Origin of the sequence: Brevundimonas sp. UBA7664 (genome assembly GCF_002483305.1) — a bacterium.
Lineage (GTDB): Bacteria > Pseudomonadota > Alphaproteobacteria > Caulobacterales > Caulobacteraceae > Brevundimonas.
In genome coordinates, this window is record NZ_DLHQ01000059.1 from 44,308 (window position 1) to 70,954 (window position 26,647).

The 26,647-nt window shown below is 66.9% G+C and carries 24 protein-coding genes, 1 tRNA gene and 1 riboswitch; of the genes, 9 read left to right on the top strand and 16 right to left on the bottom strand.

Features of this window, described 5'->3' with window-relative positions; all coding sequences use genetic code 11:
- Nucleotides 1–29 precede the first annotated feature (29 nt).
- The 3 genes from B2742_RS14020 (at nt 30) to B2742_RS14030 (ending at nt 2,796) form a co-directional block, all read left to right on the top strand.
- Nucleotides 30–338 (top strand): FeoA family protein, encoded by a 309-nt coding sequence (locus B2742_RS14020; RefSeq protein WP_292067441.1) that lies wholly within the window; start codon nt 30–32, stop codon nt 336–338.
- Entirely contained in the window at nt 338–2,209 is a 1,872-nt protein-coding gene (gene feoB / locus B2742_RS14025; protein WP_292067444.1) for a ferrous iron transporter B, read from the top strand. The genes B2742_RS14020 and feoB overlap by 1 nt, the downstream gene beginning before the upstream one ends.
- Before the next feature lie 68 nt (nt 2,210–2,277).
- The gene (locus B2742_RS14030; protein WP_292067446.1) at nt 2,278–2,796 is read left to right on the top strand and encodes a hypothetical protein; all 519 of its coding nucleotides are present in this window, start codon (nt 2,278–2,280) and stop codon (nt 2,794–2,796) included.
- Between the two features lie 5 nt (nt 2,797–2,801).
- Here the strand turns inward: B2742_RS14030 and B2742_RS14035 are convergent.
- Nucleotides 2,802–2,877 (bottom strand) — tRNA-Thr (locus B2742_RS14035).
- A gap of 175 nt (nt 2,878–3,052) precedes the next feature.
- On the opposite strand from B2742_RS14035, the gene B2742_RS14040 reads away from it, so the two are divergent.
- Together B2742_RS14040 and B2742_RS14045 are read left to right on the top strand one after the other, a co-directional pair.
- Entirely contained in the window at nt 3,053–4,495 is a 1,443-nt protein-coding gene (locus tag B2742_RS14040; RefSeq protein WP_292067448.1) for an aldehyde dehydrogenase family protein, read from the top strand.
- Nucleotides 4,496–4,577: 82 nt separating this feature from the next.
- A complete protein-coding gene (locus B2742_RS14045) occupies nt 4,578–5,375 on the top strand; it encodes a DUF2189 domain-containing protein (RefSeq protein ID WP_292067450.1) in 798 nt (265 codons plus the stop codon).
- A gap of 178 nt (nt 5,376–5,553) precedes the next feature.
- Here B2742_RS14045 and mobA read toward each other — a convergent pair whose 3' ends face one another.
- From mobA to B2742_RS14100, 11 genes are read right to left on the bottom strand one after another with little or no spacing between them, the layout of a single operon-like run.
- Nucleotides 5,554–6,135, bottom strand: coding sequence for a molybdenum cofactor guanylyltransferase (gene mobA / locus B2742_RS14050; protein WP_292067451.1), 582 nt, complete (start codon nt 6,133–6,135; stop codon nt 5,554–5,556).
- On the bottom strand, nt 6,136–6,831 hold the full coding sequence (locus tag B2742_RS14055) for a carbonic anhydrase (protein WP_292067453.1): 696 nt from the start codon (nt 6,829–6,831) through the stop codon (nt 6,136–6,138).
- Nucleotides 6,828–7,388 (bottom strand): hemerythrin domain-containing protein, encoded by a 561-nt coding sequence (locus tag B2742_RS14060; RefSeq protein WP_292067456.1) that lies wholly within the window; start codon nt 7,386–7,388, stop codon nt 6,828–6,830. The genes B2742_RS14055 and B2742_RS14060 overlap by 4 nt, the downstream gene beginning before the upstream one ends.
- 30 nt (nt 7,389–7,418) lie before the next feature.
- A complete protein-coding gene (locus B2742_RS14065; RefSeq protein WP_292067458.1) occupies nt 7,419–8,600 on the bottom strand; it encodes a hypothetical protein in 1,182 nt (393 codons plus the stop codon).
- Nucleotides 8,601–8,658: 58 nt separating this feature from the next.
- Complete coding sequence (locus B2742_RS14070; protein ID WP_292067459.1) at nt 8,659–9,771, bottom strand: peptidylprolyl isomerase; 1,113 nt, start codon at nt 9,769–9,771, stop codon at nt 8,659–8,661.
- Entirely contained in the window at nt 9,768–10,487 is a 720-nt protein-coding gene (narI, locus tag B2742_RS14075; protein WP_292067461.1) for a respiratory nitrate reductase subunit gamma, read from the bottom strand. Before narI ends, B2742_RS14070 begins: the two co-directional genes overlap by 4 nt.
- A 10-nt stretch (nt 10,488–10,497) precedes the next feature.
- Nucleotides 10,498–11,208: a nitrate reductase molybdenum cofactor assembly chaperone gene (narJ, locus tag B2742_RS14080; RefSeq protein ID WP_292067463.1), complete on the bottom strand. Its 711-nt coding sequence runs from the start codon at nt 11,206–11,208 to the stop codon at nt 10,498–10,500.
- Nucleotides 11,209–11,210: 2 nt separating this feature from the next.
- On the bottom strand, nt 11,211–12,737 hold the full coding sequence (narH, locus tag B2742_RS14085) for a nitrate reductase subunit beta (protein ID WP_292067465.1): 1,527 nt from the start codon (nt 12,735–12,737) through the stop codon (nt 11,211–11,213).
- On the bottom strand, nt 12,734–16,465 hold the full coding sequence (locus tag B2742_RS14090) for a nitrate reductase subunit alpha (protein ID WP_292067467.1): 3,732 nt from the start codon (nt 16,463–16,465) through the stop codon (nt 12,734–12,736). The genes narH and B2742_RS14090 overlap by 4 nt, the downstream gene beginning before the upstream one ends.
- A gap of 2 nt (nt 16,466–16,467) precedes the next feature.
- Nucleotides 16,468–17,862 (bottom strand): MFS transporter, encoded by a 1,395-nt coding sequence (locus B2742_RS14095; protein ID WP_292067469.1) that lies wholly within the window; start codon nt 17,860–17,862, stop codon nt 16,468–16,470.
- 12 nt (nt 17,863–17,874) lie between these two features.
- Nucleotides 17,875–19,218: an MFS transporter gene (locus B2742_RS14100; protein WP_292067471.1), complete on the bottom strand. Its 1,344-nt coding sequence runs from the start codon at nt 19,216–19,218 to the stop codon at nt 17,875–17,877.
- A 299-nt stretch (nt 19,219–19,517) separates the two neighbouring features.
- Here B2742_RS14100 and B2742_RS14105 point away from each other — a divergent pair, with 299 nt between their 5' ends.
- A complete protein-coding gene (locus tag B2742_RS14105) occupies nt 19,518–20,297 on the top strand; it encodes a cyclic nucleotide-binding domain-containing protein (protein WP_292067631.1) in 780 nt (259 codons plus the stop codon).
- On the opposite strand, the gene moaA is transcribed toward B2742_RS14105, so the two are convergent.
- A complete protein-coding gene (gene moaA, locus B2742_RS14110) occupies nt 20,298–21,290 on the bottom strand; it encodes a GTP 3',8-cyclase MoaA (protein ID WP_292067473.1) in 993 nt (330 codons plus the stop codon). It lies immediately after the preceding gene.
- Nucleotides 21,280–21,416: riboswitch (molybdenum cofactor riboswitch) on the bottom strand. (Overlaps the previous gene by 11 nt.)
- Before the next feature lie 158 nt (nt 21,417–21,574).
- Here moaA and modA point away from each other — a divergent pair.
- Genes modA through modC form a run of 3 tightly spaced genes read left to right on the top strand, consistent with a single transcriptional unit; the run spans nt 21,575 to nt 24,159 of the window.
- Nucleotides 21,575–22,390: a molybdate ABC transporter substrate-binding protein gene (modA, locus tag B2742_RS14115; RefSeq protein ID WP_292067475.1), complete on the top strand. Its 816-nt coding sequence runs from the start codon at nt 21,575–21,577 to the stop codon at nt 22,388–22,390.
- A gap of 9 nt (nt 22,391–22,399) precedes the next feature.
- Nucleotides 22,400–23,095, top strand: coding sequence for a molybdate ABC transporter permease subunit (gene modB, locus B2742_RS14120; protein WP_292067477.1), 696 nt, complete (start codon nt 22,400–22,402; stop codon nt 23,093–23,095).
- Complete coding sequence (gene modC, locus B2742_RS14125; RefSeq protein ID WP_292067479.1) at nt 23,095–24,159, top strand: molybdenum ABC transporter ATP-binding protein; 1,065 nt, start codon at nt 23,095–23,097, stop codon at nt 24,157–24,159. Before modB ends, modC begins: the two co-directional genes overlap by 1 nt.
- Before the next feature lie 6 nt (nt 24,160–24,165).
- Here modC and B2742_RS14130 read toward each other — a convergent pair whose 3' ends face one another.
- The 3 genes from B2742_RS14130 to ubiV all read right to left on the bottom strand — a co-directional run bounded on the left by B2742_RS14130 (nt 24,166) and on the right by ubiV (nt 26,639).
- Nucleotides 24,166–25,350, bottom strand: coding sequence for an NnrS family protein (locus B2742_RS14130; RefSeq protein ID WP_292067481.1), 1,185 nt, complete (start codon nt 25,348–25,350; stop codon nt 24,166–24,168).
- A gap of 87 nt (nt 25,351–25,437) precedes the next feature.
- The gene (locus B2742_RS14135) at nt 25,438–25,740 is read right to left on the bottom strand and encodes a chorismate mutase (protein WP_292067484.1); all 303 of its coding nucleotides are present in this window, start codon (nt 25,738–25,740) and stop codon (nt 25,438–25,440) included.
- Nucleotides 25,737–26,639 carry a ubiquinone anaerobic biosynthesis protein UbiV gene (gene ubiV / locus B2742_RS14140; RefSeq protein WP_292067485.1) on the bottom strand — a complete coding sequence of 301 codons (903 nt, stop codon included), beginning with the start codon at nt 26,637–26,639 and terminating at the stop codon, nt 25,737–25,739. The genes B2742_RS14135 and ubiV overlap by 4 nt, the downstream gene beginning before the upstream one ends.
- Between the last annotated feature and the right edge of the window lie 8 nt (nt 26,640–26,647).

A 26,647-nucleotide genomic window follows, 5' to 3' on the forward strand; every position in this document is an offset into this window, starting at 1 on the left:
GCAGGTTGCGCCGATGATTCACGAGCGTCATGTCCGACACCCGCAAACTCAGCCATGCCCGCCAGGGCGACCGGGGCGTCATCGTCCAGGTCGGCGATCACGGTCTCCATGACGAACACGCGATGGAGCTGGTGCGCAGGCTGCTGGAGCTCGGCTTCGTCGAGGGCGCGCGGGTCGAACTGCTCCACGAGGGCCTGTTTGGCCGCGACCCCATCGCCATGAAGGTCGATGACATGCGGGTCGCGCTGCGCCGGCATGAGGCCGCCAGCCTGACCGTGTGTTTCGAACCGGCCATGATCCCCGAGCCGGAATTCGCGACTCAAGAAGTCGCCGCCTGATGGACATGGCGGTACGGAGCGCGCGGGTCGCGCTCGTCGGCAATCCGAACAGCGGCAAGACGGCCCTGTTCAACGCCCTGACCGGCGCCCACCAGAAGGTCGCCAACTACGCCGGCGTCACCGTGGAGCGGAAGGAGGGCCTGATCCGCTCGGCGGATGGCGGTGTGATGTCCGTGCTGGACCTGCCAGGCACCTATTCCCTGCGCGCCCGGAGCCCGGACGAGGAGGTCACCCGCGACGCGGTGCTGGGCCGGCTGGCCGGCGAGCAGGCGCCGGACGGGATCGTCGCGGTGGCCGATGCGACCAACCTGCGGCTGGTTTTGCGTCTGGTGCTCGAGCTCAAGGCGGTCGGACGACCGATGGTGCTGGCGCTCAACATGTATGACATCGCCCAGCGTCAGGGCCTGCGCATCGACCTGGAACGGCTGTCGTCCGAACTGGGCCTGGCGGTGGTGCCGACGACGGCGACGCGGAAGCGCGGCATCGAGGACCTCATCGCCGCTGTCGAGGCGATGGTCGACGCCCGGTCTCAGGTGGTGGAAAGCGTCTGGACTCCGCCGGACGCGACCGCCCTGCGCAGCGCGGCCCGCGAGGCCGAACGCATCATGAAGGCGTGCGTCCAACCGCCGGAGCGGCCCGACACCCTGACTGGCCGGATCGACTCCGTGCTGCTGCATCCGATCGGCGGACTGCTGATCCTGACCGCGATCATGTTTGTGATGTTCCAGGCGGTCTTCAGCTGGGCCACGCCGTTCGCGGACGGCATAGAGGCGCTCCTCGCCGGCGTGGGTCTGGCGGTGGCGGCGGTGATGCCGGACGGCATCTGGCAGAGCCTGATCGTCGACGGGCTGATCGCTGGCGTGGGCAGCGTGCTCGTCTTCCTGCCCCAGATCCTGATCCTGTTCTTCTTCATTATCCTGCTCGAGGACTTCGGCTACATGGCCCGCGCCGCGTTCCTGCTGGACCGGATCATGGGCGTCGCCGGCCTTCACGGCCGGGCCTTCGTTCCTTTGCTGTCCAGCGTGGCCTGCGCCATTCCAGGCGTGATGGCGGCGCGGGTGATCGACTCGAAACGCGACCGCCTGACCACCATCATGGTGGCGCCCCTGATGACCTGTTCAGCGCGGATTCCGGTCTACACGCTGATCATCGGCGCCTTCATTCCGAACGAGCAGGTCTGGGGCTTCGCCAATCTCCAGGGCCTCGTCATGTTCGGCCTCTACGCCGCCGGCATCGTCAGCGCCCTGACGGTGTCCTTCGTCATCCGCAAGGTGTTCTGGCGCGGCGCCGTGGAGCCTTTCATGATGGAGCTTCCCGCCTACAAGACGCCCGATCCCAAGAGCGTGGTGTTCAACCTGTGGCTCCGCGCGCGGATATTCCTCGAGCGGGCCGGGCGCATCATTCTGCCGCTGATGATCATCGTCTGGGCGCTGGCGACCTTCCCCTACCCCCCCGAGGGCGCGACCCAGCCCGCGATCGACTACAGTTTCGCCGGCATGATCGGCCACGCCCTGGAGCCGATCTTCGCGCCGATCGGGTTCAACTGGCAGATGGTCATCGCCCTGATACCGGGGATGGCCGCCCGCGAGGTCGCCGTCGCGGCCCTCGGCACGGTCTATGCGGTGGCTGATCCGGAAAGCGCCACCAGCCTGCTGGGCGCCACCCTGGCGGCCCAGTGGTCGCTGGCCACCGGCCTGGCCTTCCTCGCCTGGTACGTCTTCGCGCCCCAGTGCGTGGCGACGCTTGGCGTGGTCAAGCGCGAGCTGAACTCGTGGAAATGGATGTGGGTCATGGTCATCTATATGTTCGGACTGGCCTATCTGGCGGCCTTCGTCGTCTACCGGATCGCGGTCGCCCTGGGCGGGGGCTGATCGGCAGCGCGTTCGTGCTCCAGGCGAACCATGGTTGACAAGCGTCAAAGCATGAGGCGAATCCCCGGATGTCCGGGGAGAATGAAATGCTGTCGCCGCTGAAACCTTTGTTGTGCCGACACGAATTCTATTGGTCCGAGCGGCATCGCGCCGACCGCTGCCGACGCTGCGGCAAGACCCAGGCCGCCAGTCCCCAGGAATCATCCTCCCTCGTGAACGGGGCCACGCCGTCGCTGAGCGTGGATGAAGTGTTGAAGTCGTTCGCTTCCGAAGGGCCCCAGGGCGCGATGGACAGCGCCTTCTTCGATATCCCGACCCCTGAGCAGCCCGCGCCAACGGCTGCGCGGTCCCGATCGAAGGGACCCAGCGCCAAGGTGCTGAAGGCCCAGGCCAGTGAAAGGCGTGAAAACCTTCTGGCTCTGCTGGACCGGATCGCCGTGGGCGGACAGCCCAGCCGGCAGGACTCCCTGGATGCGCTGCTCGCAGTCATCGAGGACGCCCACTCCGCTGATCCGGTGCTTTTCGGCCCGAACGCCGCCGGCCATTTCGCCAGGCTGCACGAGGCGCGGGGCGGCCTGATCTTCTAGGGTGCTGGTGCCGGCTGCAGGAATCGAACCCGCGACATCCAGTTTACAAAACTGGCGCTCTACCAACTGAGCTAAGCCGGCCGCCGCCTCGACGGGCGGCCCTTATGCTGGCGCATGGCCGAGGACGTCAAGGCGGGTCCGCCGCGCCCTCGTTCGCCCGGCCGGCCGGTCCTGCCTGGCGGGGTCCGTTCGGTTAGGGGTCTGTCGCGAGACCGCGCCGGTTGCTAAGGCGACAGGAGTGCTACGAGGGCCGACCATGACCAAGACGATCGAACTGTCCCACTGGATCAACGGCGAGAAGGTCGAGGCGGACCGCCCGGGTGAGAGCCTCAATCCGTCGGACACGCGAGAGGTGGTCGCCCGCACGCCCGACGGCGGCGAGGCCGAGGTGAATGCGGCGGTGGCGGCGGCGAAGGCGGCGTTCCCGGCCTGGGCGGACGCCTCGCCCGAGATGCGTTCCGACATCCTCGACCGCGCCGGGACCCTGGTCATGGAGCGCCGCGAGGCGCTGGGGCGGCTGCTGTCGCGCGAGGAGGGCAAGACCCTGGCCGAGGGGATCGGCGAGACCGTCCGCGCCGGCCGGGTGCTGAAATATTTCGCCGGCGAGGCCCTGCGCGTCCACGGCCAGAACCTGGCCTCGGTGCGGCCCGGGGTGGAGATCCAGACCTATCGTCAGGCGGTCGGCGTCTATGGCCTGATCACCCCGTGGAATTTCCCCATCGCCATTCCCGCCTGGAAGGCGGCGCCGGCGCTGGCCTTCGGCAATACGGTGGTCATGAAGCCCGCCGGGCCGACGCCCGCAACCGCCGAGGCCCTGGTCGCCATCCTGCATGAGGCGGGCCTGCCGAAAGGCGTGTTGAATCTCGTCATCGGGCGCGGCCGGGTCGGACAGGCGATCGTTGACCATCCGGACGTGGACGGGGTCAGCTTCACCGGCTCCCAGGGCGTGGGCGCGGGCGTCGCCGCCGGCGCCGTGCGGCGTCAGGCGCGCGTCCAGCTGGAGATGGGCGGCAAGAACCCGCTGATCGTGCTCGACGACGCCGATCTGGATCGGGCGGTTCAGATCGCGCTGGACGGCTCGTTCTTCGCCACCGGCCAACGCTGCACCGCCTCAAGCCGGCTGATCGTGCAGGACGGTATCCACGACCGCTTCGTCGCCGCCCTGGCCGAACGGGTCGCGGCGCTGCGGGTGGGCGATGCGCTTGATCCGGAGACCCAGATGGGTCCGGCCGTGTCCGAGGATCAGATGGAGACCTCCTACCGCTACGTCGAGGTGGCGCGGGGCGAGGGCGGGCGGATCGTCACCGGTGGTGCGCGTCTGCAGCTGGAGAAGCCGGGCTGGTACGTCCAGCCGACCCTGATCGCCGACACCGCGGCCGGCATGCGGATCAACCATGAAGAGGTCTTCGGCCCCGTCGCCTCGACCATCCGGGTCAAGGACTACGAGCAGGCGCTGGAGATCGCCAACGGCGTCGAGTTCGGCCTGTCCGCCGGCATCGTCACCGGCTCGCTGAAACACGCCCGTGATTTCCAGCGGCGGGCGAAGGCGGGCATGACGATGGTCAATCTGCCGACCGCGGGGGTGGACTATCATGTCCCGTTCGGCGGCTCGAAATCCTCCAGCTACGGCGCCCGGGAGCAGGGCTTCGCGGCGGTGGAGTTCTTCACCCAGACCAAGACGAGCTATTCGGCGGGCTGACGCGGGCCGGTCGCTTGCCAGCGTCCGCCAACGGCGACATCATTCGCGAAAGTCCATTCTGCAGCGAAACGTCGGGGGAATGATGGACACGACCTTGGGGCTGCCGGCGATCCGGCAGGTCGGCCTCGCCGCGCCGTTCGGCTGGCTGGCCGCGGGCTGGGGGGACCTGATGAAGGCTCCGGGCCCCCTTCTGCTGTACGGGGCCGGCGTCGCGGCCGGCAGTTTCGCGCTCTGCTACGGAGTCTACGTCACCAACGGCGCCTTCTGGGTCATGGCGCTGACGATCGGCTTCGTCATGATCGCCCCCGTTCTCGCCATGGGGCCCTATGAGGCCGGCCGTCTGATCGAGAGGGGCGAACGACCGAAATTGGGGCAGATCCTGTTCGTGCGCTCGGCGTTTCGGCAGGACGTCGCCTACCTCAGCCTGCTGCTGGTGATGCTCTACTTCCTGTGGGGGCGGGTCGCTCAGATCGTCTACGGGCTGTCGACGTACCAGATTCACCGCGATTTCGACGCCCTCGCGGCCTTCGCCCTGGGCACCGAGGATGGCCGGGGCATGCTCATGGCCGGATCCCTTACGGGCGGGGTGCTCGCTTTCGTGGCCTATGCGCTGGTCGTCGTATCCGCGCCCATGCTGCTCCACTCGGGCGCCAATGTGTTTGCGGCGGTGGCCACCAGCGTGCGCGCCGTCAACGCAAGCTTCCTGCCGCTGCTGCTCTGGGCGGTGATCATCACCATCCTGCTGTTGATGTCGGCGGCGACGGGTTTTCTCGCCCTGGTCGTCGTCTTCCCGTGGCTGGGGCTCGCCAGCTGGCGCGCCTACCGCGATCTGGTCGTGGAGCACGAAGCGGCGGCGGACGGGCTGCCTGACGCCGCGTAGCGGCCGGGGGCTCTCACAGGCATCCGTGAGGCCCGGTGGCGGTGCTGTCAGTCCAACGACAACTTGTCTCCAGTCGCAGCGGGTAGAGGGCAGGGGATGCAGACCCTGGCCCTACCAGAGCTGGAGCAAGGCTGGTTGCCGACCCGGCTCTCGAGCCTGATTTATATTGGCTGCGACATCATGTCAGCACCGCCTCAGCCGCGGCCAGGTCTTCGGCGGTGTTAATGTTCATGAAAGGATCGCCTCTCTCGACGGACCAGTCCACGACGGCGCAGCCCACGGCCTCGCTCAGGCCGCGAAGGGACAGCCGCCCCTCTTCGGCCCGTCGCACCACCGTGGGCACGACGGAGGTTCGCCAGAGGGCGCAGACCGGATGCAGCCGTCCGTCGCTGGCGGCGACCGCGACTCCGACCTCAGAGGTCAGGGCCTGCTCCAGCCGATGGTGCAGGTCGTCTGGCAGGAAGGGCATGTCGCAGGCCAGGGTCAGGACCCGGTCGGCGCCGGCCTCCGCGGCCCAGGACAAGGCCGAGAGCAGGCCTGCCAGCGGCCCTTCGATACCCGGTGCGTCCAGCACCACGGTCCCGTCGAAGCCGGCGACCTGTTCGGGGCTGCGCGCGACGAGGATGGAGGGCGCCGCGATGACGTGCGCGTGGGTCAGGGCGTGATCCAGCAGGCGGGCTCCACCCAGCAGGCGGCGCGGCTTGTCGCCGCCGATCCGCCGGCCGGCCCCGCCGGCGAGGATGGCCACCACCAGGCCCATTCAGCGCGCCCCGGGGCGTCGCGGAACGGGCGGGCGCGAGGCCGGGCGGGGACCGGCGCCCCGCGCGGGAAGCGGGGGCGGCGCAACCAGCCGCCCGGCTGCGCCGACATCGCTGACGGTCGTCTCCAGATCCCGGACCAGGCCGTCGCGAATGGAATAGATCCAGCCATGGATCGACAGCGGCTGGCCCCGGCGCCAGGCGTCGGTGACAAATGGATTGCGGGACAGGGACCGCACCTGGGCCAGGACGTTCTTTTCGCAAATGAAGTTAACCCGGGTTTCGGGATCCTGGATGGCGTCGAGATCGGTGTGATGGTCTTCGCACAGGCGCTGAACCCGCTGCATCCAGTGATCGAGGATGCCGTGGCGCTGGCCATCCAGCACGGCCCGCACGCCACCACATCCATAATGGCCGCAGACGATGATGTGGCGAACCTTCAGCGTCTCAAGGGCGAACTGGAGCACCGCCAGCAGGTTCATGTCCTGGGCCGGGGCGAGATTGGCGACGTTGCGATGGACAAACAGTTCGCCGGGTTGAAGGCCGACGATCTCGTTGGCCGGAACCCGACTGTCGGAACAGCCGATCCACAGATAGTCCGGCGCCTGCTGTTCCGAGAGCCGGCGGAAATACCCCGGATCAAGCCGGGTCCGGGTGGCCGCCCAGTCCAGGTTGTTGCGTAGCAGGGCCTCGATCATGACGCCGCCTCATCGCCTTCGGGATCCAGCAGGACACCGCGGCGGGCCGCCAGCCGGATGCTCAGCGATCTGAGGTCGGCAGCCGTCAGACGAAGGCGGGCGATCGGCAGAACCACGGCGTTCTCCAGAGCGATGTGGCGGCGCTCGTGCAGGGCGAAGTCCGTGAAAAGGAGTCGGCTCTCCCGATCCTGACCGGGAGCCCGGCCGTCAGCGAGGGCCCGTTCCAGCGCGACGATGAGGGTGCGGGCGCGGTGTAGGTCATCGTGGTGCTCGGCCGACAGCGCCCCCAGAACGGAGTCCAGTTCGTCGGCGGGCTGGCAGCGCCGCCGCAGCAGCGGAAACAGGTCATCTTCCTCATCGATGACGTGCAGCGGCATGTCATGGCGCAGGAAGGCCAGTATCTCGTGGGCCTCATCGCTCAGCAGGACCGTCGCGTTGCCGACCCGTTCAATCAGCTGACACAGCTGGCGATGACGATAGTGTTCCGCGAACAGCCAGTTGAGCGGTTCATGGATCAGTTCTGGCGGCAGCGGTTCTATCCCGGGGCTCTGGCTCATCGGTCGTTCGCTCTCTGCCCGGTCATCGGCCTAGAACCGATAGTCGAGGGCGGCCCAGACCTTGTCGCGGTCCGGGACGGCAGCCACAGCGCCGTCGAAATGGGCGCCCTTCAGCTCGAGGGCCCAGCGGGCGTCGAGCACCAGTCGCGCCGACACGTCGAGTTCCCTCCCGTAGCGGGCTGAGCCGTCAGCGTCATGAAAGTCGCGCCAGGAAGCGCTCAGGACGCCGCTTCGGCCCACGGGCGGATGAGTCACCGCATAGCTCGCCGTGGCGGAAACGTCGCGCAGTCCGTCCCTGGGCGTGGTCAGAAAGACATCGGCCCAGCCCTGGAAGGCGTGAAGGGTCGCCAGGGGGGTCTGAAACGCCTGGACGCCGTTTCCGTCGAGGCGCTCGAGGGCGAGAATCGCGGTGAAGGGACCGCGCTTCAGGCCCGCCGAGACCAGCCCATAGTCGAGGTCGAACCGGGCGGGATTGGCCCCGTACTCAGACTGGCGGGCGTATTCGACTGTGTAGAGGGCCGACCAGTCCGGTGACAGACTACCGCTTCCCTCCAGTCGCGCGCCCCAGGTCGCCGAGGACTGGGCGCGGGCGTTGCTGAAATCCAGCAGGTAGCCATAGGCCGTAATCCTGCCCACCGGGGTCGGGGCCTCGACGTTGATGAGATGACTGTCCGAGCGCCACTCGCCCACGGGACTGTCGTCGCCGAACACCCTGTGGACCCGGTCGATCCAGGCATAGGTGACTGTGAGCGGCTCGAACGCACGGGTGGTCACCTTGACCGCATCAAAGGTCTGTTCGTTCTGGCGGAAGCCGACATTGCCGACGAACCGGGCTGTGCCCAGCACGATGCGTTGCCGCCCCAGGATCACCTCGGTGTCCGGCAGGCCGGTCCAGGCGACCTGCAGCCGGTTGAGTTCGAATGCTTCGGGATCGGCCACCACGGGGTAGGTCGGGGGGCCGTGGATGGTGTCGTTGTAGTCATCGACGAAAGCGACGACCCCCTCGCCCTCGACCAGGACACGGAAGCCGGACCGCTCCGGACTCTGCCAACCGAAGCGCGCGCGCAGGGTCAGGGCGGTTGCGTCGTCGAGCCCGTCCTGGCTGACGCCTTCATAGCGCAGGCGGCTCTCGAACAGGATGTCGCCCGATCGCGTCGAGGCGGCGGGCGCCGGCGGAGCAGTGGGCGGGGCCGGAGTCTGTGCGCTTGCCATAGCTGGCGCCGCGATCGCAGCGAGCGCCAAAAGGGTCGTTTGACCAACGGTCGGCATCTCAGTGTCTCCGCACGATGGCGTAGGATCGGCCCGGCGCTTTCAGTTTCGATTTCAGGATCGCCCGCACGCAGGCCAGCGCGGGATCGTCCGAGCCCTGGGCGGCAGAGATCAGGCGGGTCCAGCCCTGGTCGTCGGCGCCCTGTATGAAGCCCGCAATTTCGCCCTGGACGAATTCGGCTAAACTGACTCCGTTCGTCGCGGCCGTCTGACGGGCCTGGACGGCCAGTGCCGGGTCGGCTTCGTCCAGCCAGACCTCAAGACGCGCGGTGACCGCGGCCTGGTCGTTCAGCAAGTCACCCAGAGACAGAGCCCCGGGGGCGAGACCGCCGTCTTCGGTCACGCTGAGCGCCACGCCGCATTCCCGGGCCTCAGCCGCAAGGCCGGAGACATAGCGGGCTGCGGCCGCCGTCCAGGCCCGGCTCTCAAGATGCAGGGCGATACGGGGAAGGACATGCTCGAAAGGCAATCGGCGGCCCTCGATGCGGCGGTCCAAGCGCAGGACATGCCAGCCGAAACGCGATCGCACAGGTTCGGACGCGGTCTCGCCGTCCTGCAACAGGTCCAATCCAGCCTCGACCTCGGTCGCGAGATCGCCGGGTGATAGCTGCCCCAGGGAGCCGCCGACGCCTTTGGAGGGGCAGTCCGAGAGCGTCTCGGCGAGGTCCGCAAACCGATGGGGATGCCACGCCAGTTCGGCGATTGCCGCGCTGGCCGCGTCGCGCGCCGATTGCCAGGCGGCCTCGTCGTCGCCCTTCGGTGCGAACAGAATATGGGAGGCCTGGGTCAGGGGCGGGGTGCGAAACCGTTCCGGCGCGCTGTCATACACTCGCTGACATTCCGCCTCTCCGGGCCGTTCGACCTCGATCTCGATGTCCAGCACGGCCCGGACCAGGGCCTCCTCCGGCGTCTCCTCGCGACCATCCTCGTCCTGTTCCGCCCGGGGCGTCAGGCCGAGCTGGTGCGCCCGATCCAGCAGCAGGGCCTTGATGGCGAGCGCATGAGCGGCCGCCGTCCGCGCCTCTTCCGGGGTTGCGGCGGGATGGTTCTGGGCTTCCTCGGCGACCAGCCGCTCAGGCAGGGCCACCCCGTCGATGACGATGACCCCGCTCATTGGCCCAAGTCTCCGGCGCGGCGGGCGACCGGCATCCGGCGCTTGCTGCGGACCAGCTGCCAGCCGCGGCGATTCAGGTACCAGACCGGGGCCGATAGCATGTGAACCAGCCGCGTGAACGGGAAGATCAGCATAATGGTCAGGCCGAGGGTCAGGTGCGCCTTGAAGATCCAGTGGACGTCGGCGACGAAGCCCGCGCTGGCCGGATTCAGGGTGAAGATTCCCTGGGCCCAGGTCATGAATTTGATCATCTCGTGGCCGTCGAGATGGCCCAGCGACAGAGGAATGGTGGCGAGGCCGAGACACAGTTGGGCCAGCAGAATGGCCAGGATGGCGGTGTCGCCGAAACTGGAGTTCTGGCGGATCCGTGGATCAAACACGCGCCTGTGCAGGAGCAGGAGACCGCCAACGAGGCAGGCGGCCCCGGCGACGCCGCCGGCGACGATGGCCAGCATCTGTTTGAAACCATGGCTGACGCCAAGGAAGTCCCAAACCGCGATCGGCGTGAGAAGTCCGACGAAATGGCCGGCGAAGATGGCGAGGATTCCGAGGTGGAACAGCACCGAGCCCAGCATCAACTGCTTGCGCCGCAGAAGCTGGGACGAGCCGGTGCGCCAGGTGAACTGCTCGCGGTCGAAGCGCAGCACCGAGCCGATCACCAGGACCGCCATGGCGATATAGGGATAGACCCCGAAGACAATGAAATTCAGGTCCATGTGACGATCCTCAGGCGGCCGCGCCGGCGCGGCGGCTCTTGTCGGGGGGCGGGGCGGCGTTCATGGCGGAGAGCATGGAGTCGGCTTTCGGACAGCCGGCGTCGGACGGGCCGAAGGTGACCGCGGTCTCCTCCCAGGCCTTGTCCAGCGCCTCCAGGTCGTCCGGGTTGTCGTCGGGCTCCTGCATCAGGGCGGCGACAGCGTCGGAGTCGGGCACCGCACCGGTCATGGCCGTCAGCGCCCCGAACACGGCCCGGTAGGGGCTTTCGCGCTTGTGCAGCCGCTCGGTCAGGGCGGCGAGGACGTGCGCCCCCTCGCCCAGCAGGGAGGCGGCTTCCTCCTCCGGCAGGGTCGACAGGAAGTCGAGGAACACCGGCAGGTGATCGGGCAGCTCGTTAGCCGTCAGCTCCAGTCCGTAGGACCGGTACAGTTCGACGAGGGCCGCCATTGCCTGTCCGCGGTCGCGGCTCTCGCCGTGAATGTGCTCATACAGGTTCAGCGATAGCGACCGGGTCCGGTCGAACAGGTGAACGAAACCTTCCTGGAGGTCGAAGAGGTCCTCCCGTTCCAGCTTGCGGACCAGCTTCTCCAGCGCCCCCACGATCGGAGCGGGGACCATGCCTTCCGAGCGAATGGTGTCCATGATCGCCGGCGCGGCAGCCTGGACGTCGGCAGTCGGATAGCTGAGGAGAAGCGCCAGGGCGCGATAGGTCAATGCCATGATCAGGCCACCTCTGCTGTCGGTTTGGCGCGTGAGCGTTTGTCGGGGCCGAACAGGCCCAGTTCGGTGCGGCCGCCTGAACAACCGTTGCCGAAGGTGAAGCCGCAGCCGCCGCGCAGGTCGTAGGCGTCCTCGACCGTCTCGCGATGGGTCGAAGGGATGACGAACCGATCCTCGTAATCGGCGATGGCCATGATCTTGTACATGTCGTCGATCTGGACGGCGGTCAGGCCGACCGTTTCGGCGAGGCCGTGGTCGATCCGTCCGTCCACGGTCCGGGCCCGCATATAGGCCCGCATGGCCAGCATCCGCCGCAGCGCCAGGGTCACCGGCGCCTCGACGCCAGCGGTCAGCAGGTTGGCGAGGTATTTCACCGGAATGCGGAGCGAGTTCACATCCGGCATCTCGCCGTCCATCTCCAGGGCTCCGACGGCGGCGGCGTTCTGGATCGGCGACAGCGGTGGCACATACCAGACCATCGGCAGGGTCCGGTATTCGGGGTGCAGCGGGAAGGCGACCTTCCAGTCGATGGCCATCTTGTAGACCGGGCTGCGTCGAGCACCCTCGAGCCAGGCTTCCGGCACGCCGTCGGCGCGGGCCTGGGCAATGACGGCGGGGTCGTGGGGATCCAGGAAGATGTCGAGCTGGGCCTGGTAGAGGTCTTTCACGTCCGGGGTGGAAGCGGCCGCCTCGATCCGGTCGGCGTCATAGAGCAGTACGCCAAGATAGCGGATGCGGCCGACGCAGGTCTCAGAACAGACGGTCGGTTGGCCGACCTCGATGCGCGGGAAGCAGAAGGTGCATTTCTCCGATTTGCCGGAGTCCCAGTTGTAATAGATCTTCTTGTACGGGCAGGCCGAGACGCACATCCGCCAGCCCCGGCACTTGTCCTGGTCGATGAGGACGATGCCGTCTTCCTCGCGCTTGTAGATCGCGCCGGAAGGACAGGCGGCCACGCAGGTGGGGTTGAGGCAGTGCTCGCAAAGCCTTGGCAGGTACATCATGAAGGTGTTTTCGAACTGGCCGTAGATCTCCTTCTGGATCCCCTCGAAATTCGTGTCCTGAGACCGCTTCGAGAATTCGCCGCCGAGGATTTCCTCCCAGTTCGGGCCCCATTCGATCTTCTCCATCCGCTTGCCGGTGATCTGCGAACGCGGCCGGGCGGTGGGGAAATGCTTCATCTCCGGCGCCGTCTGCAGGTGGCCGTAGTCGAAGTCGAAGGGCTCGTAATAGTCGTCGATCTCGGGCAGGTCGGGGTTGGCGAAGATCTTGGCCAAGATGCGCCATTTGGCGCCCATGCGCGGCTCGATCTTGCCGTTGGCCTTGCGCCGCCAGCCGCCGTTCCACTTCTTCTGGTTCTCCCACTCCTTGGGATAGCCGATGCCCGGCTTGGTCTCGACGTTGTTGAACCAGGCGTATTCGACGCCCTTGCGGCTGGTCCAGACGTTCTTGCAGGTCACCGAACAGGTGTGACAGCCGATGCATTTGTCGAGGTTCAGCACCATGCCGATCTGTGCGCGGATCTTCATTGGCCGAACTCCTTGGATTCGAGCGGCTCATCGAGCCAGTCGACCGTCTTCATCTTGCGGAGAACGATGAACTCGTCCCGGTTGGAGCCCACGGTGCCGTAATAGTTGAAGCCGTAGGACAGCTGGGCGTAGCCGCCGATCATGTGGGTCGGCTTCAGCACGGTGCGGGTGACCGAGTTGTGGATGCCGCCGCGCCGGCCGGTGATCTCCGACCCCGGCGTGTTCACGATCTTCTCCTGGGCGTGGTACATGAAGGTCGTGCCTTCACGGATCCGCTGGGAGACCACGGCCCGGGCTGTCAGCGCCCCGTTGGCGTTGAAGACCTCGATCCAGTCGTTGTCGACGATGCCGGCCTTGCGGGCGTCCGTCTCCGAAATCCAGACGACCGGCCCGCCGCGATTGAGCGTCAGCATCAGCAGATTGTCGGAATAGGTGGAGTGGATGCCCCACTTCTGGTGCGGGGTGATGAAGTTGAGGACGATCTCGGTCTCGCCGTTGGGCTTGAGACCCTTCACATGCGTCGTCTTCAGATCGATCGGCGGCTTGTAGACGCAGAGCGCCTCGCCGAAGGCCCGCATCCACAGGTGATCCTGATAGAGCTGCTGGCGGCCGGTGAGCGTCCGCCAAGGGATCAGCTCATGCACATTGGTGTAGCCGGCGGTGTAGCAGACCTTTTCGCTCTCGATGCCCGACCAGATGGGCGATGAGATGATCTTGCGCGGCTGGGCGAGCAGATCGCGGAAGCGGATCTTCTCGTCCTCCTTGGGCAGGGCCAGGTGGGCGTGCTCGCGACCGGTTTGTTTCTCCAGCGCCTCCCAGGCCTTGACCGCGACCTCGCCATTAGTCTCCGGCGCCAGCATCAGGATGGTCTCGCAGGCGTCGATGTCGGTATCGATGCTGGGCATGCCTTCTGTCAGGCCGGGCTCGAGCACGGCGCCGTTCAACTCGCGCAGCAGATCGACCTCATGTCCGGTCTTCCAAGCCAGGCCCTTGCCGCCGTTCCCGACCTTGTCGAGCAGCGGGCCGAGGGCTGTGAACTGCTTGTAGAGGTTGGGATAATCGCGCTCGACCACGGTGATCTGGGGCATGGTCTTGCCCGGGATCGCCTCGCACTCGCCGAGGAACCAGTCCTTCACCTCGAACGGCTGCGCCATCTCGCCGGGGCTGTCGTGCTGGATCGGGGTGAGGACGACGTCCTTCTCCCTGCCCAGGACCTCGGGCGCCACCTGCGAGAACTTCTTCGCGATGGCCTTGAAGATCTGCCAGTCCGACTTCGACTCCCAGGCGGGGTCCACGGCCGCCGAAAGCGGGTGGATGAAGGGGTGCATGTCGGAGGTGTTGAGGTCGTTCTTCTCGTACCAGGTCGCCGTCGGCAGAACGATGTCGGAATAGACCGCCGTGGTCGACATGCGGAAGTCGAGTGTCACCAGCAGGTCGAGTTTTCCTTCCGGCGCCTCGTCATGCCAGACGACGTCGACGGGCTTTACCTGACCGGTCTCGCCCAGATCCTTGCCCTGGACGCCGTGCGAGGCGCCGAGCAGGTGTTTGAGGAAATACTCGTGGCCCTTGCCGGAGGACCCCAGCAGGTTCGAGCGCCAGATGAACATGTTCCGCGGCCAGTTGGCCGGGTCGTCCGGGTCCATGCAGGACAGCTGGATCGAGCGGTCTTTCAGTCCGTCGAGGGTGTAGGTCTTGGGGTCGACGCCAGCCGCTTCGGCCGCCTTGGCCACATCAAGCGAGTTGGTCTTCAACGCCGGGGCTGAGGGCAGCCAGCCCATCCGCTCGGCCCGAACGTTGAAGTCGATCATCGACGCCTTCCACGGGCCGTCGGGAGCCGTAGGCGAAAGCAGTTCGTCGATGCCGACGGTCTCGTAGCGCCATTGGTCGGAGTGGGCGTAGAAGAAGGAGGTGGAGTTCTGCTGCCGCGGCGGACGGATCCAGTCGGTGGCGAAGGCCAGGGGAGCCCAGCCGGTCTGCGGCCGCAGCTTTTCCTGACCGACATAGTGGGCCCAGCCGCCGCCGGATTGACCGACGCAACCGCACATCACCAGCATGTTGATGACGCCACGGTAGTTCATGTCCATGTGGAACCAGTGGTTCATCGCCGCGCCGATGATCACCATCGACTTGCCGTTGGTCTTCTCGGCATTGGTGGCGAAGCCGCGGGCGGTGGCGATGATCTGGTCGCGCGGGACCGAGGTGATGGCTTCGGCCCAAGCCGGGGAATAGGGCTGCAGGTCGTCGAAGGACTCAGGCATGCAGTCGCCGCCGAAGCCCTGGTCCACGCCGTAGTTGGCAAGGAACAGGTCGTAGACGCAGGCCACCAGCGCTTCGCCGTCCTTCAGTTTCACCCGCCGGACCGGCACGTTGCGGGTCAGGACATCGGGGTGGTCTGTGGAGGCGAAGCCATTGCTGGCAGTGTTAGCGAAATAGGGGAAGCGGACGCCGGCCACTTCATCATGAGCGTCCTTGAGGCCCAGCTTCAGCTTGGTCTCGCGACCCGCGGCGTCACGTTCCTCAAGGTTCCAGCGGCCGTCCTCGCCCCAGCGGAAGCCGATCGAGCCATTGGGCACGACGATCTCGCCGGTAGCTTCGTCGATGGCGACCGTCTTCCAGTCGGGGTTGTTGGCCTGTTCGAGGTCGCCGACGAAATCCGACGCCCGCACCAGGCGTTCGGGCACATAGCCGCCCTCCTGGGGGACGAGGCGGACCAGCATCGGCAGGTCGCTGTACTGGCGCAGGTAGTCGCGGAAATACGGGACCTGCTTGTCGACGTGATACTCCTTGAGGATCACGTGGCCGAAGGCCATGGCCAGGGCTGCGTCGGTCCCTTGTTTGACCGGAAGCCACAGGTCCGAGAATTTCGAGGCCTCGGAGTAATCGGGGCAGATGACGACGGACTTGGCGCCGCGGTAGCGGGCCTCGGTGTAGAAATGGGCGTCTGGCGTGCGGGTCTGGGGAACGTTCGAGCCCCACAGCAGCATGAAGCTGGAATTGTACCAGTCGGCGCTCTCGGCGACGTCGGTCTGCTCGCCCCAGGTCTGGGGCGAAGCCGGTGGCAGATCGCAATACCAGTCATAGAAGGAGCCGGTGACCCCGCCCAGCAGCTGCAGGTAGCGGGCGCCGGCCGCATAGGAGATCATCGACATGGCCGGGATCGGCGAGAAACCGAACACCCGGTCGGGGCCCCAGCGCTTGACCGTATGGGCGTTGGCCGCGGCGATGATCTCGGTGATCTCGTCCCAGGTGCCCCGCACAAAGCCGCCGGCGCCGCGCATACTCGTATAGGACTTGCGAGCAACCGGATCGTTCTGGATCGACGCCCAGGCCGCGACCGGCTCCATGGTCTCGCGCGCCTTGCGCCACACGCGCAGCAGGCGGGACCGCACCAGCGGGTATTTCACGCGGTTGGCCGAATACAGATACCAGCTGTAGCTGGCCCCACGGGCGCAGCCGCGTGGTTCGTGATTGGGCAGGTCGGGCCGGGTGCGGGGGTAGTCGGTCTGCTGGGTCTCCCAGGTGACGATCCCGCCCTTGACGTAGATCTTCCAGGAGCAGGAGCCCGTGCAGTTCACGCCGTGGGTCGAGCGCACGACCTTGTCGTGGCGCCAGCGGTTCCGATAGGCCTCCTCCCAGCCGCGATCCTCGTCGTTCATAACGCCGTGACGGTCGGAGAACAGCTCGGTCTTGCGCGTGAAGAAGGCGAGACGGTCAAGGGTATGGCTCATGATCAGGCCGCCGTTTTCAGGGTGGGGTTCAGGATCGAGCGCCGGCGGGCGTAGAACACCCAGTTCACGACAGCGCAGGTGATGTAGAAGGCCAGGAAGATGTAGAGGGCGGTGACCGGACCCCCGGTGGCCTTCATCGAGTTGGCGAAGGCCAGGGGAATGAAGAAGCCGCCGTAGGCGCCGATGGCCGACGAGAAGCCGACGATGGCCGCCCCTTCCAGCTCCGCCGCCTTCAGCCGCTCGGCGGGCGTTGCGAGGGGCAGGAGGCGGGGCATGTCGGCGCGCACGAGGGCCGGGATCATCTGGAAGGTCGAGGCGTTGCCCACGCCGGTCCAGAAGAACAGCCAGATGAAGCTGGCGAAGAACAGGCCGAACACTGGCTCGCCGCCGAAGGCGCCGACGCTGTAGAGCACCGCCAGCACGCCTGCGATCAGCGCATAGAAGACGACCTGGGTAACGTTATGGCCGCCCCAGCGGTCGGAAACCCAGCCTGTCATCGCCCGCGAGGCTGCGCCCACCAGCGGCCCGAGGAAGGCGATCTGCAGGATATTGACGTCGGGAAACAGGGTCTTGCCCAGCAGCGGAAAGGCCGCCGAGAAGCCAATGAACGAGCCGAAGGTGCCGATGTAGAGGTAGCACATCAGCCAGTTGTGCTTGCGCTTGAACACCACGGCCTGCTCACGGAACGAGGCGCGGGCGGAGGCGACATCGTTCATTCCAAACCACGCCGCAGCGGCGGCGATCAGGATGAACGGCACCCAGACGAAGCCGGCGTTCTGCAGCCAGACCTGATGCTGGACGCCATTTTCCAGATAGGTCTGGGGCGCTCCGAACAGGGGCGTGAACAGGGCGATGCCGGTGACCAGCGGCGCCGTGAACTGGAGGACGCTGACGCCCAGGTTGCCGAAGCCTGCGTTGAGAGCGAGCGCGTTGCCCTTCTGGGCCTTGGGGAAGAAGAAGCCGATATTGGCCATCGACGAGGCGAAGGCCCCGCCGCCCAGGCCGCACAGCAGGGCGAGGATGACGAAGACGACATACGGCGTCCCCGTGTCCTGCACCGCCATCCCGATGCCAACGGCGGGGATCGCCAGCGACAGAGTGGAAAGGGTGGTCCAGAGGCGACCCCCGAAAATCGGGACCATGAAGCTGTAGAAGATCCGCAGCGTCGCCCCGGACAGCGCAGGAAGCGCGGTCAGCCAGAACAGCTCGGCCGTCGAGAACTGGAAACCGACCATGTTGAGGCGGGTCGCCGCCGTCGACCAAAGCATCCAGATGGAAAAGGCCAGCAGCAGGTTCGGGATCGAGATCCACAGATTGCGACGCGCGATCTGCTGGCCGGTGGAGGCCCAGAACGCCGGCTCTTCCGGGCGCCAGTCGTGCAGGATGTGACGGGACATGCGCGTCTTTCTCTAGTGCGAAGAAGCAGGGGCGGCAGAGGCGGTCTTATCGGGACCGACCCCGGCGAGCTCGGGAAATTCTGGCAGCGTCGCCAGCATGGGCGAGCGACGGCGCTCCATCCGACGGACGGCGAAATGCATCCAGATCAGGGCCGCGAGGACGAGCAGGAACAGCAGCATGAAACAGCTGGTCCAGACCCCGGTCAGGTCGTTCAGGACGCCAAAGGTGATGGGCAGGATGAAGCCGCCCAGTCCGCCGATCATGCCCACCAGCCCGGCGACGGAGCCGACGTGGTCCGGGTAGTAGACCGGGATGTGTTTGAAGACGGCCGCCTTGCCCAGGCTCATCGCGAAGCCGAGCACAAAGACCACCACGGTGAAGACCGGCAGGTTCATCGCCAGGCGGAAGCGGATGGGCCCGTCGATGCCGTCGACCACATAGGTCGTCGCGGGATAGGCGAGGATGAAGGCGCAGATGACGCTGATGATGAAGGTCAGATACATGACCTTGCGGGCGCCGACCCGGTCCGAGAGCCAGCCGCCGAATACCCGGAACAGCGAGCCGGGGATCGAGTATGCGGCGGCCAGCATCCCGGCCACGCCGATGCCTACTCCGTAGGCGCCGGTCAGATAGTGCGGGAGCCAGAGGGCGAGGGCGACGAACCCGCCGAAGACGAAGAAATAGTACAGCGCGAACCGCCAGACGCGGAGGTCCTTCAGCGGCTCCAGTTGCATCCAGGCCGCCACGGGCTTCTGGCCCGTCCGCCGACGCTCAACCAGCTGGGGCTCGTCCCGGGTCAGGAAGAAGGCCGCGAGCGCGATGAGAAGAAGGGCTCCGGCCCAGACCTGCGCCACCGCTTCCCAGCCCAGCGTCAGCATGACGAAGGGCGCCGCGAATTTGGTCACCGCCGCGCCGACATTGCCGGCCCCGAAGATGCCGAGCGCCGTGCCCTGCCGTCCGGCGGGGAAGAATTTCGAGACATAGGCGACGCCGACCGCGAAGGCCCCGCCCGCCATGCCGACGCCGAGGGCGGCGACGAGGAACTGGGGATAGGTCTCGGCGTAGGACAGCAGGAAGGTGGCTGCGGCGGCCAGGATCATGACGATCAGGCTGACCCGCCGTCCGCCGAACTGTTCGGTCCAGACTCCCAGGAACACGCGCACCAGCGAACCGGTCAGGATCGGCGTGCCGACCAGCAGGCCAAACTGCGCTTCTGTCAGGCCGAGGTCAGCCTTGATCTGGACCCCGATGATCGAGAAGATCGTCCATACTGCGAAGCAGGCCGTGAAGGCGAAGGTGCTGACCCACAGGGCCGAAGTGGCGCCTGGCGCTGCTGTTTCAGAGGCGGATACCACCGGACCTGCTCCATGGAACGTCGCCGCTTGCCGGCTGTCGTTCCATGACTCCTAGCGCGCGTTCTGAATGCGCTATTTGATGGTTATCAATTGAAGTCTTGGAGGAGTTGGCTAAATCGGGATTGGATACAAGAAAACAGTAGTAAAACGAAAATCGTCGGCTGCTGGATTGTCGCAATCATCTACGCCGATTGATACTCGTCAAGTGATGTTCTAGTGATAGGTCGCGGCCGCACGGAGCGAAGCCGATCAGCCCAGAGCCTCGCTACCGAGTCGCACGAGGAACCAACACAATGACCATGCGCCCCGCCGATCTGGACCGTGTCAGGGCCCTGCCGTTGTTCTCGCGGACCACCCCGGAGGTTTTCCGTGATGTGACGGCCGGCGCCTTCCTGCAGCGGTTCCCCGCCGGCACCACCCTTCTGATGGAGGGCGACACGGTCGACTTCCTGTATGTGCTGCTTGACGGGGCGGTCGAACTGCAGGGGTCCTGGAAGGAAAAGGAGACCACCCTGGCGCTGCTGCGGCCAGTCTCGACGTTTATTCTGGCGGCTGTCGTCCTGGACGCTGACGCGCTGATGTCGGCGCGGACCCTCGAGCGGTCGGAGATCCTGATGCTGTCGGGAGAGGCCCTTCGCCGCACCATGAGACAGGACGCCGACTTCAGCTTTGCGGTGTCCCAGGAACTGTCGGGCTGTTACCGCGGCCTGGTCCGGGCCGTAAAGAACCAGAAGCTTCGCGGGGGCGTCGAGCGGCTGGCCAACTATCTGATCACCCAGCGGGTTCGACAGGGAATGCGTGACCCGATCGTCCTGCCGCATGAGAAGCGGGTGCTGGCCTCGCTGCTCGGCATGTCTCCGGAGAATCTGTCACGGGCCTTCGCCAACCTGTCGAGCTACGGGGTGGTCGTGCATGGCGCGGAGGTCAACCTTGGCCGTCCAGAGGCCCTCGAGCGACTGGCCCGTCCGCACCCGCTGATCGACAATCACATGCCGCCGCCGAAGGGCGTCGTCGGCAAGGCGGAAAGCGAGAGATGGGCCACCCAGACGGGGCGCACCTGCGGCACCGTTCTCGGCTGATCAGCCCCCGAGCTGGGACAGGTTCCGCAGGTCGCCCGAACGCCCCAGAGCAAGCGAATGGCCCGCAGTTTTTCCTCCCAGAGAGGAGACGATGCGCTGTGACAGCGCCTCGCGGTCTTCGTCATCCTGTAGCAGATCGCGCAGATCGACGCCGCCGTCGCCGAACAGGCACAAGCGAAGCTTGCCCTTCGAGGTGACCCGCAACCGGTTGCAGCTGTCGCAGAAGCCGGGTGCGTATGGGGCGATCAGGCCGATGGCGCCGGCATGATCGGGATGGTGATATTCCAGCGCCGGCCCGGCGTCGAAGGCGCGCGGCGCCGGGACCCAGCCGTTCCGGTTCAGCCAGTCGCGTAGCCCCTGGGCCTTGACGTGATGGCGGGCAAAATAGTCGTCATTGTCGGTCGTCTTCATCAGCTCGATGAAGCGAACTGCGACCGGCCGATCCCTGACAAAGCGCGCCCAGCCGTCGAAGCCGGCCTCGGCCGTCTCGCGCAGCAGGACCGCGTTGACCTTCACGGCGGAGAAGCCCTCGGCCAGCGCCAGGTCGAGGCCCGTCAGAACCTGGTTCAGCTTGTCGTGGCCGGTGATCTGGTGGAACGTTTCCGGGTCGATCGAGTCAATGCTGACGTTGATGTGGCTGAGGCCGGAGGCCCGCCAGTCGACCGCGTGACGCGCCAGGTTCCAGCCGTTCGTGGTCATCGCGACCTTGGCCACCCCGGGCGCGGCCGCGACCGTCTCGATGATGGCGTTGAAGTCCTTGCGAACCGTGGGCTCCCCTCCAGTCAGGCGAACCTTGCTGAGCCCCAGATCGGAAAAACCGGCGACCAGACGGCGAATCTCGTCGACTGTCAGGAACGACAGCGGTCCGGTCTTTTTCCAGCCGTTCGGCAGGCAGTAGGTGCAACTGAAATTGCAGACCTCCGTCACCGAAAGGCGAAGGTAGTGAAACCGGCGGCCGAAGCCGTCGGCCATGGGGGCGGCGTCGAGCGCCATGGAAGCTCCTTTCCAAATACGGGAGGCGGAGGGATTTCTCCCGCCGCCCTCGATCCTTGCGGATCCGGCCGTCGGACCATGGCGCGCGGGCGCTACAGGTCAGGCGGCTCGGAGCGAACTCAGGGGGTTTGATAGTCGACCAGCCCCGCACACCCTATGACACGGGGCGCGACGGGCCTTGATGAAGATCAAGCGCGCTTTCGGCCCCCTTTGTGCGGTTGCCTGGCTCGCCATGCTAGGCAGGAGTGCGGGCCCGGCGAACGGCGCGGGCGGAGGTTCGATTGATGACGACGGCGGGCGCCAGCCTTGGTCGACGAGGGGCGCTGGTGGTGCTTGCAGGCACGGCGCTGACCGCCTGTGCGCCCCGTCGCTCTGCCAGCACGCCGCTGATCGACCTTTTCGCCGCCGCCAGCCTGCGCGAAGTCCTGGACGCGGCCGCCGCGGAACACCAACAGCAGACCGGCCGGATTGTTCGGGCCAGCTACGCCGGCAGCGCCAAGCTGGCCCGCCAGATCGCCCAGGGCGCCCCGGCCGATCTGTTCATTTCGGCCGACGAGCGCTGGATGGACTGGCTGGGTCAGCGCGGCCTTGTCGATACGTCCGCACGGCGTCGGCTGGCCAGCAACGCACTGGTGCTGGTCGCGCCGGTCTCCGACTCCGGCGATCCTGTCGATCTCTCTTCCCCAGCCGCTTTCATCGACCGATTGGGCGGAGGCCGACTGGCGATCGCCGACTCCTCAATACCGGCGGGTCGCTACGGAGAGCAGGCCTTGGTCCGCCTGAACCTCTGGTCCGGGGTCAAGGACCGGCGGGCACCCGGAGATGACGTCCGCGCCGCCTTGTCTCTCGTCGCGCGCGGAGAGGTCCCGCTGGGTCTGGTCTATGCGACTGATGCATTAGCCGAGCCACGGGTGCGCGTGGTGGCGACCTTTCCACCTGCCAGCCACGATCCGATCGTCTATCCGGGGGCTCCGGTTCGTCGGCGGGACGGAGCCGGCGACCCCGCGGCCGCGCAGGCCTTTCTGGATATGCTGGCCGGCGCCGAGGGAAAGGCCCTGTTCCGGCGGTTCGGCTTCGCTCCGGCGCCGGCCCAGACCTGAGGGTTCCGAATGTTCGCGCTGAGCCCCGAAGAGCTGCAGATCATCGGCCTGTCGATGAAGGTCGCCCTGACGGCGACGCTGTTCAGCCTGCCGCCCGGGATCGCGATCGCCTATCTGCTGTCGCGCTACAGCTTCCCCGGCAAGGCCCTGTTGTCGGGCCTGACGCACCTGCCCCTGATCCTTCCTCCCGTGGTGACCGGCTATGCCCTGCTGATGCTGTTCGGTCGCAGCGGCACTCTGGGCAAACTCCTCGAGCCGATTGGGATTGTCTTCGCCTTCGACTGGACCGGCGCCGCCCTCGCTGCGGCGGTCATGGGCTTCCCCCTGCTGGTGCGGGCCGTGCGCCTGTCGTTCGACATGGTCGATCCCCGGATCGAACAAGCGGCCGAAACGCTCGGCGCGCGGCCTGTCGTCCGCTTCCTCACCATCACCCTGCCGCTGGCGCTGCCCGGCGTGGCGGCCGGGGCGGTACTGGGCTTCGCCAAGGCGCTAGGCGAGTTCGGCGCCACCATCACCTTCGTCGCCAGCATCCCCGGAGAGACGCGCACCTTGCCGCTGGCCATATACAGCCTGCTCCAGGCTCCCGACGGCGCGGCGGCCCTGTTGAGATTGGTCCTGATCTCGGTCGGCGTGTCGATCGGCGCCCTCGTTCTCTCGGAATGGGGCGCGCGCTCCGTCGCGCGGCGGGTCGGAGGGATGCGGTGATGCTCGAGGTGTCAGCGCATATCGTCCGCGACGACTTCTCTCTGGAAGTCGCCTTCTCGAGCGACGCCCGCATCACCTGCCTGTTCGGTCGCTCCGGGGCCGGCAAGACCACGGTGGCCGAACTTGTCGCGGGCCTGATCCCGCCCGTCCGGGGTCGGGTGGTGCTGGACGGGGAGGTGCTCCTCGATACTGATGCAGGGGTGTCGGTCCCGGTCTGGAAACGCCGCATCGGCTACGTCTTCCAGGACGCGCGGTTGTTTCCGCACATGACGGTCCGCGACAACCTCCTGTACGGCCCCCGCCGGTCGGGCGATCCGGAACCCGCCCTTGACGAGGCGGTGGCTCTGTTGGGACTCGAAAACCTGCTGGAGCGCCGACCCGGTTCGTTGTCCGGCGGCGAGGCCCGACGGGTCGCGATCGGACGGGCCCTGCTGATCCGTCCCCGTCTGCTGATCCTCGATGAGCCTCTGGCGGGGCTGGACGGCGCCCGTCGTGGGGACATCCTGCCGTATCTGGATCAGCTGGCCCGGACTGGACCGCCCATCCTCTATGTCAGCCACGCGGTCGAGGAAGTCGCCCGCCTCGCGGATCGTGTGGTGTTGGTCGGGGACGGCCGCGCCGTCGGCGCCGAGCCGCCGGATGCGGCGTTTGATCGACCGGAAGCCGAGACCGCCGCCGGGCTCAGCGCGCCCCTGTCGATTATCGACGGGCGGGTCACCGCGCACGACCCGGCAAGTAACGCGACCCGCATCGATCTGGCGGGCACCCCGTTTCTGGCCCCGCCCCTCGATGTGGCTCCGGGCGACCGGTTGCGGGTCGTCGTTGACGCACGGGATGTGGCCCTCGCCCTGACGGATCCGGTCGACGCCAGCTTTCAGAACCGCCTGCCCATGCAGGTCGCGGCGCTGGAAGTTCGGTCTGACGGTGTCCTCGTACGTCTCGAGGCGGGCGGGCTGAGGCTGAAGGCTCTGGTCACCCGGCAAGCGAGCGAACAACTCGCCCTGGCGTCGGGTAAGCAGGTGATCGCCTTGGTCAAGGCGACCGCCGCGGCCCGCTACGCCTGACCGGGATCAGACGCGATCCGGGCGGGGCGACAGCAGCATCGGGCCATAGCCGACCACGAAGGCCAGGAAGGCCGCTGACCAGAGCCCTGCCGAGACCATCAACAAGGGTTGATAGAGGGTCGGCAAGAGACCGCCTGTCACCCGGGTCAGGGCCGCGGCATTGATCAGGACATAGATCAGGACCTCAATCCTGCCGGCCGCCAGGGGGCGACCGGTGTGTCCCCGACTGGCCCGGGTCATGATGGCGAGAGTCATCACCCCGATCGCGCCGGCTGTCAGGGCGTGGACGCCGACAGAGGGCGGAACCAGACCGGGTGCTGCGACCGACAAGCCCGTGAAGAAGAGGCCCGCAGCCAGCCACAGATAGCCGAGGTGCAGAATCCAGACGAGCGGTTCCGCCACCGTGGCGTCTCCGCGCCAGCGGATCAGCCGGACCAGGTTCAGCCCTCCCGCCGCCAGCAACAGCGCGCCCGCGGCCGGATGCGTCGGCGCCACGCTCCAGGCCAACAAGCCCGCAGCGGTGACGGCCAGGGTGACCACGTCCAAGCGGCCCGCGACGGCGGGCAGAGGGCCGCCGCGTTTGGTCTGCCAGTTGCGGGTGAAACTCGGGGTGACCCGTCCGCCGATCACAGCGATCAGCAGGGCCACAACCGCCAGGCCCAACCGGGTGGACAGGTTGGCGACGCCGCCGGCCCCTGCCTCAAGGTGAAATCCGGCATTGGCGAGGGCGAAGAGGGTGACCATGACGGCGACGGGCACGTTGCGCCAGTTCTGCCCGGCCAACACTTCCCGCCAGACCACCCCGGCCATGGCGAACAGGAACAGGCCGTCGATGATCAACGGCCAGACTTCCGTCGACAGATCCGCATTCAGAGCCGTGGCGAGCATGGCGGCTCTCCCCGCCAGCCACAGGCCGAACAGCAGGGCCAGGGGCGTGCCCACGACCGGCAGACGACCGGTCCAGTTGGGAACAGCGGTCAGCAGAAAGCCGACGACGACCGCTCCCGTGTAGCCGAACAACATTTCGTGGACGTGCCAGCTCAGACCCACAGGCCCGCCGCTGAGAAAGGCATAAAGCCAGAGCGGAGCGGCGATGGCGGCCCAAAGCGCAGAGAACAGGAAGAAGGGGCGCAGGCCGACGCTGAAAACGGCGGGACCGCGATGGGCACGAATGGCAGCGGCGGTGTTCATGGGGACTCCCGGACGGCGGATACGGTCTGCATAGAGGACCGGAGCGGAGACCCAGTTGATGAACTGGCCGCTGCGGCCTGCCCTTCGTCAAGGCGATGGATCAGCCTGTCTGGCGAGCGCCAGAAGCATCTGCTGAGCCTCGGCTGACCGTTCCAGAAGCTCGCGCCAGACAGGAATCGCGATCGCTTCGTCCAGCCCGCAACGTCGCGCCGTCGACTGGACGCGGGCGAGGACGGCGGCGATCCGGGCGGGATCCCGAACGCTGTCCGGCCCCGCCTTGAGTGCGGCAATGATGGCGACCTGGCGCTGGCGTGCCGCGACAAGCCGCACAAGGACCGAATCGATCTGGTCAATCCGCGCACGACGGGCCTCGAGTTCGGACAGGTTCATGCCGCAACCTCCCGAGCCCCTCGGTGAGCGCCGGCCGCCCCGTGCAGATAACCGCTGACCAGAGGTCCGGGCGGCCCAAGAGGCTCGATCCCCTGGGCAAGTTCCCACGATGTGAGCTGCCCGGTGGTGAACGCCCGGAACAGGTTACAGACCGCGACCATGTCCAGACTGTGCGGCGACAGCCGAAGAACCGACACGCCGACTTCCTTGAGCCGCTGGATTTCAACGTCGACCAGCTGACATCCGTGCGACAGCGTCTGCAGGCCGTTCACGGCCAGGAAGTCCTGACCCTCGATTGTCGTGACGTCCATGCCATCGGGGTGTTGGTCACAAACATAGCGGCAGGCGTCGCGGTGCAGTCCCTCCATCCGGGCCTGGGCGCAGCGGCTCGACAGGGCGAGCGGCAAACGACCGAAGGCGAATAGCTCAAGTTCGAGCTCCGGGCAGGCCTGCGCGATCTCGGCGATGGAGGTCAGGGGAAGTTCGACGTTGGCGCAAAGGCGCACACAGCCCATCCGCACCAGCTCCGCCGCGGCGGGGGCGTTGTAGACGTTCAACAGCGGGCCGGCGACGAAGGGTGCGGGCGCCCGGCTCCAGACCGCTGACATGTCCCCGGCCTCGATCAGATGATCGGGATCCGCGGCCAGCTCTGCCGCCAACCGGCGCTCCCGGGACGTGGAGGGAAGGGCGAGAGTGGACCAGATCACTGTCTTGCCCGCGGTTTCCAGCCGCTCGGCGGCCCGCGCCAGGACGTCCTGCAGCAAAGGCTGGCGCTTTCCGCAGACGACCTCGCCGAGATAGACCGTTTCGACCGGGGCCTCGTCGGCGATCCGGGCATAGAAGGCCTCGACCCGCTCCGCGGGCCAGTTGAATAGCAACGGTCCGATCGCCAGTTCCATCAACCCGC

What these genes read in the sequence shown, in the direction of transcription:
- B2742_RS14020 (WP_292067441.1), top strand. Translation starts at nt 30, where the DNA reads ATGTCCGACACCCGCAAACTCAGCCATGCCCGCCAGGGCGACCGGGGC.
- feoB (WP_292067444.1), top strand. Translation starts at nt 338, where the DNA reads ATGGACATGGCGGTACGGAGCGCGCGGGTCGCGCTCGTCGGCAATCCG.
- B2742_RS14030 (WP_292067446.1), top strand. Translation starts at nt 2,278, where the DNA reads ATGTCCGGGGAGAATGAAATGCTGTCGCCGCTGAAACCTTTGTTGTGC.
- B2742_RS14040 (WP_292067448.1), top strand. Translation starts at nt 3,053, where the DNA reads ATGACCAAGACGATCGAACTGTCCCACTGGATCAACGGCGAGAAGGTC.
- B2742_RS14045 (WP_292067450.1), top strand. Translation starts at nt 4,578, where the DNA reads ATGGACACGACCTTGGGGCTGCCGGCGATCCGGCAGGTCGGCCTCGCC.
- mobA (WP_292067451.1), bottom strand. Translation starts at nt 6,135, where the DNA reads ATGGGCCTGGTGGTGGCCATCCTCGCCGGCGGGGCCGGCCGGCGGATC.
- B2742_RS14055 (WP_292067453.1), bottom strand. Translation starts at nt 6,831, where the DNA reads ATGATCGAGGCCCTGCTACGCAACAACCTGGACTGGGCGGCCACCCGG.
- B2742_RS14060 (WP_292067456.1), bottom strand. Translation starts at nt 7,388, where the DNA reads ATGAGCCAGAGCCCCGGGATAGAACCGCTGCCGCCAGAACTGATCCAT.
- B2742_RS14065 (WP_292067458.1), bottom strand. Translation starts at nt 8,600, where the DNA reads ATGGCAAGCGCACAGACTCCGGCCCCGCCCACTGCTCCGCCGGCGCCC.
- B2742_RS14070 (WP_292067459.1), bottom strand. Translation starts at nt 9,771, where the DNA reads ATGAGCGGGGTCATCGTCATCGACGGGGTGGCCCTGCCTGAGCGGCTG.
- narI (WP_292067461.1), bottom strand. Translation starts at nt 10,487, where the DNA reads ATGGACCTGAATTTCATTGTCTTCGGGGTCTATCCCTATATCGCCATG.
- narJ (WP_292067463.1), bottom strand. Translation starts at nt 11,208, where the DNA reads ATGGCATTGACCTATCGCGCCCTGGCGCTTCTCCTCAGCTATCCGACT.
- narH (WP_292067465.1), bottom strand. Translation starts at nt 12,737, where the DNA reads ATGAAGATCCGCGCACAGATCGGCATGGTGCTGAACCTCGACAAATGC.
- B2742_RS14090 (WP_292067467.1), bottom strand. Translation starts at nt 16,465, where the DNA reads ATGAGCCATACCCTTGACCGTCTCGCCTTCTTCACGCGCAAGACCGAG.
- B2742_RS14095 (WP_292067469.1), bottom strand. Translation starts at nt 17,862, where the DNA reads ATGTCCCGTCACATCCTGCACGACTGGCGCCCGGAAGAGCCGGCGTTC.
- B2742_RS14105 (WP_292067631.1), top strand. Translation starts at nt 19,518, where the DNA reads ATGCGCCCCGCCGATCTGGACCGTGTCAGGGCCCTGCCGTTGTTCTCG.
- moaA (WP_292067473.1), bottom strand. Translation starts at nt 21,290, where the DNA reads ATGGCGCTCGACGCCGCCCCCATGGCCGACGGCTTCGGCCGCCGGTTT.
- modA (WP_292067475.1), top strand. Translation starts at nt 21,575, where the DNA reads ATGACGACGGCGGGCGCCAGCCTTGGTCGACGAGGGGCGCTGGTGGTG.
- modB (WP_292067477.1), top strand. Translation starts at nt 22,400, where the DNA reads ATGTTCGCGCTGAGCCCCGAAGAGCTGCAGATCATCGGCCTGTCGATG.
- modC (WP_292067479.1), top strand. Translation starts at nt 23,095, where the DNA reads ATGCTCGAGGTGTCAGCGCATATCGTCCGCGACGACTTCTCTCTGGAA.
- B2742_RS14130 (WP_292067481.1), bottom strand. Translation starts at nt 25,350, where the DNA reads ATGAACACCGCCGCTGCCATTCGTGCCCATCGCGGTCCCGCCGTTTTC.
- B2742_RS14135 (WP_292067484.1), bottom strand. Translation starts at nt 25,740, where the DNA reads ATGAACCTGTCCGAACTCGAGGCCCGTCGTGCGCGGATTGACCAGATC.
- ubiV (WP_292067485.1), bottom strand. Translation starts at nt 26,639, where the DNA reads ATGGAACTGGCGATCGGACCGTTGCTATTCAACTGGCCCGCGGAGCGG.